The 13,126-nt window shown below is 54.4% G+C and carries 11 protein-coding genes; all 11 read left to right on the forward strand.

Annotated elements, in window-relative coordinates:
- Positions 1 to 39 precede the first annotated feature (39 nt).
- The 11 genes from leuB (at position 40) to purF (ending at position 13,126) form a co-directional block, all read left to right on the forward strand.
- Positions 40 to 1,122: a 3-isopropylmalate dehydrogenase gene (gene leuB / locus B3729_RS08675; RefSeq protein ID WP_286787619.1), complete on the forward strand. Its 1,083-nt coding sequence runs from the start codon at positions 40 to 42 to the stop codon at positions 1,120 to 1,122.
- Between the two features lie 57 nt (positions 1,123 to 1,179).
- On the forward strand, positions 1,180 to 2,292 hold the full coding sequence (asd, locus tag B3729_RS08680; protein WP_010794944.1) for an aspartate-semialdehyde dehydrogenase: 1,113 nt from the start codon (positions 1,180 to 1,182) through the stop codon (positions 2,290 to 2,292).
- A 110-nt stretch (positions 2,293 to 2,402) separates the two neighbouring features.
- The gene (locus B3729_RS08685; protein ID WP_286787620.1) at positions 2,403 to 3,413 is read left to right on the forward strand and encodes an aspartate-semialdehyde dehydrogenase; all 1,011 of its coding nucleotides are present in this window, start codon (positions 2,403 to 2,405) and stop codon (positions 3,411 to 3,413) included.
- Between the two features lie 132 nt (positions 3,414 to 3,545).
- The gene (locus tag B3729_RS08690; protein ID WP_286787621.1) at positions 3,546 to 6,338 is read left to right on the forward strand and encodes a FimV/HubP family polar landmark protein; all 2,793 of its coding nucleotides are present in this window, start codon (positions 3,546 to 3,548) and stop codon (positions 6,336 to 6,338) included.
- A 2-nt stretch (positions 6,339 to 6,340) separates the two neighbouring features.
- Complete coding sequence (gene truA / locus B3729_RS08695) at positions 6,341 to 7,198, forward strand: tRNA pseudouridine(38-40) synthase TruA (protein WP_122042182.1); 858 nt, start codon at positions 6,341 to 6,343, stop codon at positions 7,196 to 7,198.
- 55 nt (positions 7,199 to 7,253) lie between these two features.
- Positions 7,254 to 7,874 carry a phosphoribosylanthranilate isomerase gene (locus B3729_RS08700; protein WP_125888279.1) on the forward strand — a complete coding sequence of 207 codons (621 nt, stop codon included), beginning with the start codon at positions 7,254 to 7,256 and terminating at the stop codon, positions 7,872 to 7,874.
- 276 nt (positions 7,875 to 8,150) lie between these two features.
- Positions 8,151 to 9,020, forward strand: coding sequence for an acetyl-CoA carboxylase, carboxyltransferase subunit beta (gene accD, locus B3729_RS08705; RefSeq protein WP_286787622.1), 870 nt, complete (start codon positions 8,151 to 8,153; stop codon positions 9,018 to 9,020).
- On the forward strand, positions 9,020 to 10,306 hold the full coding sequence (gene folC / locus B3729_RS08710; protein ID WP_125888280.1) for a bifunctional tetrahydrofolate synthase/dihydrofolate synthase: 1,287 nt from the start codon (positions 9,020 to 9,022) through the stop codon (positions 10,304 to 10,306). The genes accD and folC overlap by 1 nt, the downstream gene beginning before the upstream one ends.
- 3 nt (positions 10,307 to 10,309) lie before the next feature.
- Positions 10,310 to 10,972 carry an SPOR domain-containing protein gene (locus B3729_RS08715; protein ID WP_286787623.1) on the forward strand — a complete coding sequence of 221 codons (663 nt, stop codon included), beginning with the start codon at positions 10,310 to 10,312 and terminating at the stop codon, positions 10,970 to 10,972.
- 55 nt (positions 10,973 to 11,027) lie between these two features.
- Positions 11,028 to 11,567: a CvpA family protein gene (locus B3729_RS08720; protein ID WP_197872261.1), complete on the forward strand. Its 540-nt coding sequence runs from the start codon at positions 11,028 to 11,030 to the stop codon at positions 11,565 to 11,567.
- A 53-nt stretch (positions 11,568 to 11,620) separates the two neighbouring features.
- Positions 11,621 to 13,126, forward strand: coding sequence for an amidophosphoribosyltransferase (gene purF, locus B3729_RS08725; protein ID WP_010794935.1), 1,506 nt, complete (start codon positions 11,621 to 11,623; stop codon positions 13,124 to 13,126).

The following is a 13,126-nucleotide window of genomic DNA, read 5'->3' on the forward strand; positions in this document are numbered from 1 at the left end:
TGCACCACCTCTACTTTTCCATGGATAAGTGAGATAACAATGAGCAAACAGATCCTCATTCTGCCAGGCGATGGCATTGGCCCTGAAATCATGGCTGAGGCTGTTAAGGTTCTGAATCGCGTCAACGACATGTTCGCATTGGATTTCGAGCTGATCGAAGATGTGATCGGCGGTGCAGCCATCGACAGGCATGGCGTTCCGTTGGCTGATGAGACGCTTGAAAAGGCTCAGGCAGCAGATGCTGTTCTGCTGGGTGCTGTGGGTGGTCCCAAGTGGGACAAGCTTGATCGTGCGATTCGTCCTGAAAAGGGTTTGCTCAAGATTCGTTCTGCGCTAGGTCTGTTTGCCAATCTGCGTCCGGCCATTCTCTATCCGCAATTGGCGGAGGCCTCTACCCTCAAGCCAGAAGTGGTGTCAGGTCTGGACATCCTGATCGTGCGCGAGCTGACCGGCGGGATCTACTTTGGTGGCCCTCGCGGTATCCGCACGCTCGATAACGGTGAGCGTGAGGGTTTTAATACGCTTCCCTACAGCGAAAGCGAAATTCGCCGGATCGCACGTGTCGGTTTTGAAATGGCTCGTGTCCGCGGCAGGAAACTCTGCTCGGTAGACAAGGCTAACGTCATGGAGTCCAGTCAGCTATGGCGAGAGGTTGTGGAAGAGGTCGCCAAGGATTATCCGGATGTCGAGCTGAGTCATATGTATGTCGATAATGCGGCCATGCAATTGGTGCGCGCGCCCAAGCAGTTCGACGTGATGGTGACGGACAACATGTTTGGCGACATTCTGTCGGATGAGGCCTCAATGCTGACCGGTTCGATTGGTATGCTGCCTTCCGCTTCGCTGGATGCCAACAACAAAGGCATGTACGAGCCCTGTCATGGTTCGGCGCCGGATATCGCCGGACAGGGCATTGCCAACCCGTTGGCTACGATTCTTTCCGTTTCCATGATGCTCCGCTACAGCTTCAACCAATCAAAGGCCGCTGAGGCGATTGAGCAGGCGGTAAGCCGTGTTCTGGACCAGAACTTGCGTACAGGCGATATATGGTCAGCGGGCTGTCAAAAAGTAGGTACTCGCGAAATGGGCGAGGCAGTAGTCGCGGCGCTCGCAAGTGAGTAATCTGTACGGCCGGCCGGAGCGCTTCCGGCCGCCACTTCCAAAAAAGGTGCAGTAGCAATGAAGCGTGTAGGTTTAATCGGATGGCGCGGTATGGTGGGATCCGTGCTCATGCAGCGTATGCTGGATGAACGTGATTTCGACTTGATCGAGCCGGTGTTCTTTACCACCTCCAATGTAGGGGGCGAAGGTCCTTCCATTGGAAAAGATATCGCTCCGCTGAAAGATGCCTACAGCATTGACGAACTCAAGGGCCTGGACGTCATCATCACGTGCCAGGGCGGCGATTACACCAGCGAAGTTTTCCCGAAGCTGCGGGAAGCCGGTTGGAACGGTTACTGGATTGACGCTGCGTCTACCTTGCGTATGCATGACGATGCCGTGATCGTTCTGGATCCCGTAAACCGTCGAGTGATCGACCAGGCGCTTAACGAGGGCACCAAGAACTACATCGGTGGCAATTGCACCGTTAGCCTGATGTTGATGTCTCTGGGCGGGCTGTTCGAGGCTGGCCTGGTTGAGTGGATGAGCGCAATGACCTATCAGGCAGCGTCAGGTGCCGGTGCTCAAAACATGCGTGAGCTGATTCGCCAAATGGGTGCGACGCATGCAAGCGTTGCTGACGATCTGGCAGATCCTGCCAGTGCGATTCTGGATATTGATCGTAAGGTGGCCGAAACGCTACGGGGCGAGTCTTTCCCGGTAGAGCAGTTCGGTGTGCCGCTTGCAGGGAGCCTTATTCCCTGGATCGACAAGGAGCTGCCTAATGGACAGAGCCGAGAGGAATGGAAGGCGCAAGCGGAGACGAACAAGATCTTGGCCCGCTTCAAAAACCCGATTCCTGTCGATGGTATCTGTGTCCGCGTGGGCGCCATGCGTTGCCACAGCCAGGCATTGACCCTCAAACTTAACAAGGACGTGCCGATTTCCGATATCGAAGGTTTGATCAGTCAGCACAATCCATGGGTCAAGCTGGTGCCGAACCACCGTGAAGTCAGCATGCGTGAGCTGACCCCTGCTGCGGTAACAGGCACGCTTAACGTGCCGGTAGGTCGTCTGCGTAAGCTGAACATGGGTTCCCAATACCTGGGCGCATTCACTGTCGGCGATCAGTTGCTATGGGGAGCGGCTGAGCCGCTGCGCCGTATGCTGCGTATTTTGCTTGAGCGTTGATGTATTACTCCTCATTCCGTTGAGATCATGCTTCTCCATGATTCACGGCAATTGAAAGTCTTAAAGGCGGCCGCTACAGTGCCGCCTTTTTTCATTCTGGGCCCCTGCACATGAACACATCCCTTTCGGTCGTTGTCGTTGGTGCAACAGGCAACGTTGGCGAAGCTATCGTGACATTGCTGGAGGAGCGTGATTTCCCGCTCGTCCACCTTTATTTGGTAGCGTCAGCTGACTCTGTTGGTCAGTCTATTGCCTTTCGCGGCAGAAACCTGCGCATAACGGCAGCTGATGACTTTGATTTTGGCAAGGCTCAACTGGCCTTTATGGCAGCTGATACGGTATCGGCCGGGACGTTGGCAGAAAAAGCGTTCGAGGCGGGATGTTCGGTTATTGACCTGACTGGCTCTTTGGATAGCTTACGTTCGCCGCGTGTGATGCCGGACGTCAGCAGCGAACTCATTGGCCAGCAGCAAGGGCCTTGTCTGCTGTCAGTGCCGAGTGCACCTGCCGCAGTACTCATTAGTACACTGGCTCCCATTTGCCATCAAAGTGCTATTGAGCAGGCAACTGTTACCGCTTGTCTCGCTGCCTCTAGTCGGGGTAGGGCCGGTGTTCGAGAGTTGGCGCGGCAAACAACCGAGCTGCTAAATGCGCGTCCACTGGAACCAAAGGTATTTGGCAAGCAGTTGGCATTCAATGTGCTAGCACAGACCGGTGAACCACAGTCAGATGGCTATACTGCAATTGAGCATAGAGTCATGGGCGAGTGTAAAGAAGTGTTGGGCGACAGTCTCGGAACATTGGCGGTCAGTTGTATTCAAGTGCCAGTGTTCTTTGGCGATAGTCTTTCGGTAACCGTTAAAACACGTGATATTTTGGCTATAAAAGATCTGAATTTGGCCTATTCTAAGCATGAAGGCTTGGAATTGTTTGATGCAGAAGAATATCCAACGGTCGTGGATGATGCGATCGGACGTGATGAAATATTGATTGGGCGCGTCAGACATAATCCTGAAGATCCACATCTGATTGAAATGTGGATCGTTTCAGATAATGTTCGAAAGGCGGCTGCGCTTAATGCCGTGCAAACGGCTGAATTATTGATAAAACATTATCTGTAAAAGATACTGATTTAAGTTAGGGCAGACTTATCAGTAAATAATTGGCTAGGCGTACCGTTCAAACTGGCCGGTCATCTTGAACGGTACCTAGGTAAGCAAATCTGCTGCCGACAGAAATCATAAGGGAAAGCTATGGTTCGGGTTCGAAAATTAGTGCTAGCAATCGCGGCGGCATCCGCCTTTGCGTCAGGAGCGACGTATGGCCTTGGCCTCGGTGATATTCATCTGAATTCATCACTGAATCAGCCATTCAATGCGGTCATTGACCTCAAGGATGTTCGCGACCTTTCAGCAGAAGAATTGCGCCCCGTTCTGGCTTCCCCTGAAGACTTCAGTAAAGCCGGCGTCGATAGAAACTATTTTCTGACCGATCTTAAATTTACGCCTGAAGTCCGAGCGGACGGGCGTAGTGTTATTCGTATTACGTCATCCAAGCCGGTACGTGAGCCCTACTTGAACTTCCTGCTGGAAGTGAGCTGGCCAAGCGGTCGCGTGCTTCGCGAGTACACCGTTCTACTGGACCCACCGCTTTACACGCCTCAAACGGCGGCAGCACCCGTAGCGCCTGTTACGGCGCCTGCACCATCAAGACCTGCGCGTCCAGCGGCAACCCCGGTACCTTCAGGTGCAGCGGGTGTGCCTGTCACCATGAATGGTGAGTACACGACCAGCCCGAAAGATACCCTGTGGGAAGTGGCAGACCGTACTCGTCCCAACGACAACGTCTCTGTACACCAGATGATGCTGGCTATCCAGGATCGTAACCCTAGTGCGTTTTTGAGCAATAACATCAATTTGATGAAGAGTGGGCAGGTTCTTCGTCTCCCCAATGATGAGCAGATCAGAGTGCGTTCCCAGCGCCAAGCATTGGAAGAAGTGGCTGCTCAGAACCGAGCCTGGCGTGGTGGTCTGCAGGCCGCTGATGCCGCCAACGTGCCAGGTTCGCCTCGACAACTTGATGCTACCAACAGGCAAGGCCCGGAGAGTGCACCGGGGGCGGCCGAGCAGCAGGACAATCTGCGCCTGCTTTCCGGTCAGCAGGGCAAATCAGCCTCTGGTAGCGACCAGGGAAATAGCGGTAATAACCAGGCGCTGGCAGACAAGCTGGCCGTGACGCAAGAAAGTCTGGATTCGACTCGTCGCGAAAACGAAGAACTCAAGAGTCGCATGAGCGATTTGCAAAGTCAGCTGGACAAGTTGCAAAAGCTGATGCAACTCAAGGATGCCCAGCTAGCTCAGCTGCAGGCTTCGGCTGCCAATCAGGGTGTTGCTCCAGAATCCCCTGAGGCGTCGGCTCCGGTAATCACTCCGCCGGCCACAACGCCAGAGGGTGAGCCTGCTCAACCTACGGCTGATCAAAGCGCGCCTGAACAGGCTGAAGCAGCGCCTCCCGCTACGCCAGAGGATACTGCACCCGATTCGGCCAGTGCTCCAGAAGTGCCGGCCGAAACACCCGCGGCGCCTTCGGCTACTACGCCTGCCATGCCCGCCACTGCAGCTCCGGCTCAGCCTGTTGAACCTGTTGCCGAAGAGCCCGCCAGTTTCCTTGATCAGATATTTGGAAACACCCTCTGGTTGGGTGTAATTGGTGGCAGTGCGCTGTTGGCGCTGCTGGTTCTTCTGATGGTCATCTCTCGCCGCAACGCCATGCGTGAAGCCGAGCGTGAGGCCGCCTTGGAAGAGGAGCAGTCCATTGGTGCCTATCGTGTCGATCCCGATATTCATGAAAGCAGTCTGGACGGCTTGGATATAAGTGACCTGTCCGAAAGCAATCTGGATAATCAGAACACCGATGCCAAGCAGCCGTCTGACGCGCTAGGTCAGGCTGATATCTATATGGCCTATGGGCGCTTCAATCAGGCTGCTGATGTTCTGCAGAAAGCCAGTGATGAGGAGCCGCATCGCGCTGACTTGCGTTTGAAACTCATGGAAGTGTATGCCGAGATGGGCGACCGTGAGGGCTTCATTCGCCAGGAAAATGAGTTGCGTGAAATTGGTGGATCCCAGCCGGAAGTCGAGCAGCTCAAGTCCCGTTACCCTGCCATGGCTGCCGCGGCGGCTGCAACAGTCTTGGGTGCGGCAGCGCTGGCTGCTGCGCACGAGGTCAGTGAGTCCGAGGAGCATCGCCTTGATGAGCCCGAGACTACTGAGAAGCTCGATGACGATTTCGATCTGAATTTCGATGACTTCAAGCTGGATGACACTGAAGAGCCAGCGGTGGTGCGCGAAGATACGAATACATTCGATTTTACCGCAGAAGAAACCACTGCTCAGACTGCCAAGGATGACGATTTTGACTTTGACTTCGATCTGTCGAGTGATTCGGAGCGTCCGGTAGCACCCGAGCATACGGCGTTAAATGACGAGTTCTCTCTGGATCTGGACGAGTCGGATCGCAACGCTGAGCCGATGGCCTTTAGCGAGCCTGCGGTTCATGCTCCTGAGGATGACTTCAGTCTCGATCTGCCAGATAATGAAACGAAGCCTTCGGACGTGAATGATCTGTCGGATGACTTCGATCTTTCCATTGACGAGCCAGGAGCAGAGCCAGAGCCTATTGCTGAGCGTGAAACGCCTGAAGCGGCTGACCCACAAGCACACAGCTTCGAAGCTGAGCTTCAGCGCGCCAATGCTGACCTGGAGCAGAGCAGTCCTGATCTGAGGGAAGAGACTGTAGCTGAGAAGCGCAAAGACGAAGCCAGTACTGACTTCGGCGGTTTTTCTGCAGAGAGTGGTTCAGGTCTTGATGACGATTTCGACTTCCTTTCGGGTGAAGATGAGACGGCAACCAAGCTTGATCTGGCTCGAGCCTATATCGATATGGGCGACGCGGATGGGGCTAGAGATATCCTTGATGAGATTCTGGCCGAAGGTAGTGATGCCCAGCGTAATGAGGCTCGCGAGATGTTGGCCCAATTGAGTTGAATATGACTGAAAGTGTTAACACAGCGGCAGCCGAGGAGGCTGCCGTTGGCGTTTCAAGAATAGCCCTTGGTGTAGAGTACATGGGGGCTCGCTACCGCGGCTGGCAAAGGCAGCAGGCTGGTGTGATATCCGTGCAGGAAGCCCTTGAGAAAGCATTGAGCCGGGTGGCAGCTCAGCCTGTGACGGTTTCCTGTGCGGGTCGTACCGATGCGGCTGTGCATGCCAGCGGTCAGGTCGTACATTTTGATACGGCGATTGACCGTCCGCTTCATGCCTGGGTGCTAGGGGCAAATGCCAACCTGCCTAAAGATATTAGCGTAGCGTGGGCTAAGCCCATGCCTCATCATTTTAATGCGCGTTTTTCAGCCGTCGCGCGTCGATACCGCTACGTGATTTACAACGATCCTATTCGACCTGCTCATCTGGCCGAGCAAGTTACCTGGAATCACCGTCCGCTAGATGTTGAGCGAATGCGAAGTGCTGCGGCCCTTTTGGTTGGGACGCATGATTTTACATCGTTCCGTGCGCAACAGTGCCAGGCCAAATCTCCCATCAAGACTGTTCATCATCTGCATGTGCAGGTGTTCGGCTGCTTTATTGTGCTCGATATCAGGGCCAATGCTTTCTTGCACCATATGGTGCGGAACATAGCAGGCGTATTGATGACGATCGGTGCAGGCGAGCGGCCTGTCGAGTGGGCTGCCCAAGTGCTGGACGCCTGCGATCGTAAAGCGGGAGGCGTGACGGCGCATCCCTATGGGCTTTATCTGGTCAGGGTCGAATACCCTGAAGAGTTTGATTTGCCTGAGCGCTACCTGGGGCCGCATTTCCTGTCGGCTCTCCCTGATATGGCGAACTGACTAAGCCTCCGCCTTCTGATACCATCGTCTGATTTTTCAGTCCGGGTAAAAAGACGTGTCAGCGGTCCGTGTGAAAATCTGTGGAATCACATGCGTCGAGGATGCATTGGCCGCCGCTCATGCTGGCGCCGATGCTATCGGGCTCGTCTTTTATAGGAAAAGCCCTCGTTCCGTATCGATCCCCCAGGCCAAGCGCATCATTTCTGCTTTGCCTCCATTCGTGACAACGGTAGGGCTTTTCGTCGATGCGTCCCGCTGTGAGATTGACGAAACACTGGATGCCTTGCCGCTTGATCTGTTGCAGTTTCATGGTGAGGAGACGGCAGCCGATTGTGCGCGGTATCGTCGGCCCTACATGAAAGCGCTGCGTATGAAGCCGGGTGAAGACATTGCTGCTCGTTGTCAGGAATACGCCAGTGCAAATGCCATCTTGCTAGATACCTATGTTCAAGGTGTTCCCGGTGGAACAGGGCAGGCATTTGACTGGGCGCAAATACCGCAGGGATTATCCAAGCCTATCGTGCTGGCAGGTGGGCTTGGGATTGAAAATGTAGCCGATGCCATTGCCAGAGTGCGTCCTTACGCTGTTGATGTCAGCGGCGGGGTAGAGTCAACCAAGGGTATAAAGGATCACGAAAAGGTTCGTGCATTCGTTGATGCCGTACGGCGTGGTTAGGATTAAAAGGATCAACTGAGGCCATGTGACGGCAATTGAATTAAGACCGTCAACAGGCTAAGTCGGGCCCGAACCGTTTCGGGTCATCAATGATTTTTCTGCTTGATAATTACTAGCAGAGTTTAGGTTGGGCTAGCCCGTTAGGGTGGAGCCTGGTGGCGTTGAGTTGGACATGCTGTTCAATCTCCGTTCACCATCAATTCATAATTCGCTCAGGGATTGTGTGTCGAGCTCAGGACTTGATACATGCGAGCCCATGCAAGTGGAGAGTAATGCATGAGCAATTGGCTGGTAGATAAACTGATTCCTTCGATCATGCGTTCCGAAGTGAAACGCAGTTCTGTACCTGAAGGGCTTTGGCACAAGTGTCCTTCTTGCGAGTCGGTGCTTTACCGCCCGGAGCTGGAAAAGAATCTGGATGTCTGCATGAAGTGTGGTCATCACATGCGCATCAATGCTCGTCGTCGTCTGGACATCTTTTTGGATGCGGACGGGCGCGAGGAGCTTGGCGCTGAGCTGGAGCCTGTTGATCGCCTGAAATTTCGCGACAGTAAGAAATATAAGGATCGTCTGACGGCCGCTCAAAAGGAGACTGGTGAAAAAGATGCCCTGATTGCCATGAAGGGCTCGCTGATGGGTATGCCGGTGGCGGCCTGCGCATTTGAGTTTTCGTTCATGGGCGGTTCCATGGGCGCGGTCGTGGGTGAGCGCTTTGTACGCGCCGCCAATGTGGCTCTGGAACAGCGTTGTCCGCTGGTCTGTTTTTCGGCGTCGGGTGGGGCTCGTATGCAGGAAGCGCTGATATCGCTGATGCAGATGGGCAAGACATCTGCAGTATTGGCGCGCTTGCGTGAAGAGGGGATTCCTTTTATCTCCGTCTTGACAGACCCTGTATATGGCGGTGTTTCGGCAAGTCTTGCCATGTTGGGTGATGTGATTGTTGCTGAGCCCAAGGCACTTATCGGATTTGCAGGCCCTCGCGTCATTGAACAGACTGTGCGTGAAAAGCTTCCGGAAGGTTTCCAGCGCAGTGAGTTCCTGCTTGAGCATGGTGCGGTGGATATCATTGTGCCGCGCGCTGAGCTGCGTAGTCGTCTCTCCAAGTTGCTGGCTACCCTGCAGAACGTTCCTAGCCCGGCGGCCTGATGAACAACAAGTCCCTGGCCGATTGGCTGAGTTACCTCGAACAACTGCATCCCACTGCCATTGACATGGGGTTGGACCGCTCGCGCAAGGTGGCTCAGGCACTTGCGCTGGGGCGTCTGGCGCCTCGAGTCGTTACGGTTACAGGAACAAACGGCAAGGGATCGACATGTGCGTTCCTGGCTCGACTGTTACGTGCCTCGGGGTTGCGTGTCGGGGTTTACAGTTCGCCGCATCTGTTGCGCTATAACGAGCGTGTCTCCATTGATGGGCAGGACGTAGACGATCAGACGTTATGTGAGGCATTTGCTGCCGTTGAGGCGGCACGTCAAGACACCTCGCTAACGTATTTTGAAATGGGCACGCTTGCTGCCTTCTGGCTGTTCGCGCGTGCGGAGCTCGATGCGGTCATTCTCGAGGTTGGGCTTGGCGGTCGCCTGGACGCAGTTAATCTGGTCGACGCTGACTTGGCACTTGTCACCAGCATTGGGTTGGATCACGCCGAATGGCTCGGTAACACGCGAGAAAGCGTTGCGTTTGAAAAGGCGGGTATTTTTCGTTCGGGAAAACCTGCCCTCTGTGGCGACCTTGATCCGCCTGTTCCACTGCTGGAGCAGGCGGAGCGTCTGAATGCTCCGCTGTTTTGCCGGGGTAAAGACTTTGATCTTCTTATGGAGTCCCATAGTTGGTTTTGGAAGGGCGTAGCCGCTGATGGCGAGGTGTTGACATTGCCCGGCATCCCTTTCCTTGATCTTCCTATGGAAAACGCTGCGCTGGCTTTGCAGGCGTATGCGTTGCTAGATATCGAGTGGGTGCCTGAAAGGATAGTCCAGGCTCTTTTGGACACAGCCGTAGTAGGGCGGCTGGATCGCCGTCAGGTAAGTATCGATAACAAGCAAATTCACTTGCTTCTGGATGTGGGGCATAACCCCCACGCAGCAGAGTATTTGGCTCGGCGATTATCTGTACGCAAACCCAGTGGGCGTCGCCTGGCTGTATTTGGCCTGCTTTCTGACAAGGATTTGCACGGCGTTATTACACCACTGCTTGCAGTGATCGGCGAATGGTTTGTGGCTGAGCTGCCAACGCCTCGGAGCCGTTCTGCGCAAGAGCTACATGCTGCGTTGCGCAATCAGGGGCAGGCCGTGCATTGTCACGACACTATAAGAAATGCATTAAGTGCAGCGGCTGAAATGGCTACGGAAGACGATGAAATCATCGTATTGGGTTCTTTCTACAGCGTGGCAGAGGCGCTAGGCTGGTTGCATAGCCAAGCACAAGGGGAATAAAAAATGGATCGAGTGCTCAAGCAGCGTATCGTTGGTGCCTTGGTGCTGGTTGCCCTGGCCATTGTATTCATACCAATGCTTTTTACTCGTCAGGATGAGACCCGCCAGGTGGTTGTAGAGCCGGCACCTCGACCCCAGGCCCCTGCAATGCCTGAAGTAGCTGTAAAGCCGGTAGAAACGCCAGAGGTGATACCGGACAAGCCTGAAAATGCAGCTTCGTTACCCAGTGCGCCAATTGCATCCGTGCCGGAGATTTCCAACGCTGATGCGCCAGTTGCTCAATCTTCACAACCCACTGCTCCTGCCTCTCAGGCCAGCGCACCTGCTGTAGCGCAGGCACCCCAGGCCAAGGCTGCACCAGCGGCGGCGCCGTCTACGCAGCCAGCGCCCGCCGCTCAGCTGGAGAAGCGGCTGGACAACAACGATCTGCCTGTAAGCTGGTCCGTGCAATTAGCCAGCCTGTCTAACAAGGCTCGTGCAAATGAGCTGCAAAACACGCTGCGCAGTCAGGGTTACAATGCATATGTACGCAGTGTGGATGGGATGAATCGCGTGTTTGTAGGTCCTGTCGTTGACCGAGGGGAGGCAGACCGCTTACGTGACCAGTTAAGCCGTCAGCAAAAGGTAAATGGCTTTGTAGTGCGTTTCCAGCCGGAACGCGGTTAACCAAATCGAAAGGCTCTGCTAATATGCAGGGCCTTTTTTAGTTGTGGGTCTCACCGTGGGCTTCACCTGGGCGGATTGGGCGATCATTGGCGTTATCGCTGTTTCCAGTTTGATTAGCTTGAAGCGTGGCTTTGTAAAGGAAGCGCTTTCATTGCTGACATGGATAGTGGCAGGTGCTGTAGCATGGCTGTTCGGCGGTGCGCTGTCTCAATACTTCAACGACTATATCCAGATTCCTTCAGGGCGTATCATTGCTGCATGCGCGCTGCTATTCATTGCTACGTTGATGGTCGGTGCTCTGGTCAATTTCCTGTTGGGAGAGCTGATTCGGGTCACCGGGCTTTCAGGTACTGACCGTTTTCTCGGAATGGCTTTCGGGGCCGCACGTGGCGGCTTGTTGATCGTGGTACTGGTAGGGCTGCTGAGCCTGGCTCCAGTACAGCAGGATCCCTGGTGGCAGCAATCCGTATTGCTTCCCCATTTTCTTTTGGTGGCTGACTGGTCCAAGAACTTCATGTTGGGGTTTGCAGGGAACTGGATGACTCAGGCAGCCGTGCCGCACACGCTTAATGAGCTGGGTGGTATTGCCAAGTAAACGATGCGTTCACGCATCCAATCGAACTAGTCTTAACAGTGGGGTTCCGTCACATGTGTGGCATCGTTGGCATTGTGGGCAAATCAAACGTCAACCAGGCGTTGTATGACGCGCTCACCGTCCTACAACATCGTGGTCAGGATGCAGCTGGCATAGTGACCAGCCTGGACGGAAAGCTCTATCTGCGTAAGGACAACGGGCTGGTTCGGGATGTGTTTCAACAGCGACATATGCAGCGTCTAGTTGGCAATATCGGTATCGGCCACGTCCGTTATCCCACTGCCGGCAGTTCATCCTCTGCTGAGGCCCAGCCGTTTTACGTCAATTCACCCTACGGTATTACACTGGCGCATAATGGTAACCTGACCAATGTGGCTCAGCTCTCTCAAGAGATCTATGAGTCGGATTTGCGTCACGTAAACACCAATTCCGACTCGGAAGTGCTGCTCAATGTTTTTGCACATGAGCTGGCAGTGCGTAACAAGCTGCAACCCACTGAAGATGATGTGTTTGCTGCCGTCTCTGGCGTACATGAGCGGTGCCGGGGAGGGTATGCCGTTATCGCCATGATAACCGGGTATGGCATGGTAGGTTTCCGGGACCCCCATGCCATTCGGCCAATCGTGTTTGGGCAGCGTCATACCGAAAAGGGCGTCGAGTACATGATCGCCTCGGAAAGCGTATCGCTGAATGTCCTGGGGTTCACCCTCATTCGTGACCTGGCTCCTGGCGAGGCGGTTTACATTACTGAAGACGGTCGCTTGTTCACGCGCCAGTGCGCGGCAAATCCCAAATATGCGCCGTGCATTTTCGAGCATGTTTACCTGGCTCGTCCGGACTCCATTATCGATGGTATTTCTGTGTACAAGGCGCGGTTGCGCATGGGTGAAAAACTGGCTGAGAAGATTCAGCGGGAACGCCCTGATCATGATATCGATGTAGTTATTCCCATTCCGGATACAAGCCGCACTGCAGCACTGGAGCTGGCGAATCACCTGGGCGTCAAATTTCGTGAAGGCTTCGTCAAGAATCGCTATATCGGCCGCACGTTTATCATGCCGGGGCAGGCTGCGCGTAAGAAGTCGGTTCGCCAGAAGCTGAACGCCATTGAGCTGGAGTTTCGAGGCAAGAATGTCATGCTGGTTGATGACTCCATCGTTCGGGGTACTACCTGCAAGCAGATTATTCAGATGGCCCGTGAAGCTGGCGCAAAGAATGTATATTTCTGTTCAGCGGCGCCTGCGGTGCGGTATCCCAATGTCTATGGTATCGATATGCCCAGCGTCCATGAGCTGATCGCACACGGTCGCTCTACAGAAGACGTTGCGCGCCTGATCGGTACGGATTGGCTCATCTATCAGGATCTCAATGATCTGGTCGATGCCGTTCGTGGTGGCAATCCAAGTATCGAAAACTTCGACTGCGCAGTGTTTGATGGCCAGTACATTACAGGCGATGTCGATGAGGCATACCTGCTCAATATCGAGCAGGCCCGTAATGATGCTGCTAAAACCACGTCACATGCGGTGCATGCCATCATCGACCTGTACAACGACTGA

Origin of the sequence: Pseudomonas sp. UBA3149, from assembly GCF_002364655.1 — a bacterium.
In the GTDB taxonomy this organism is placed as follows: domain Bacteria; phylum Pseudomonadota; class Gammaproteobacteria; order Pseudomonadales; family Pseudomonadaceae; genus Chryseomonas; species Chryseomonas luteola.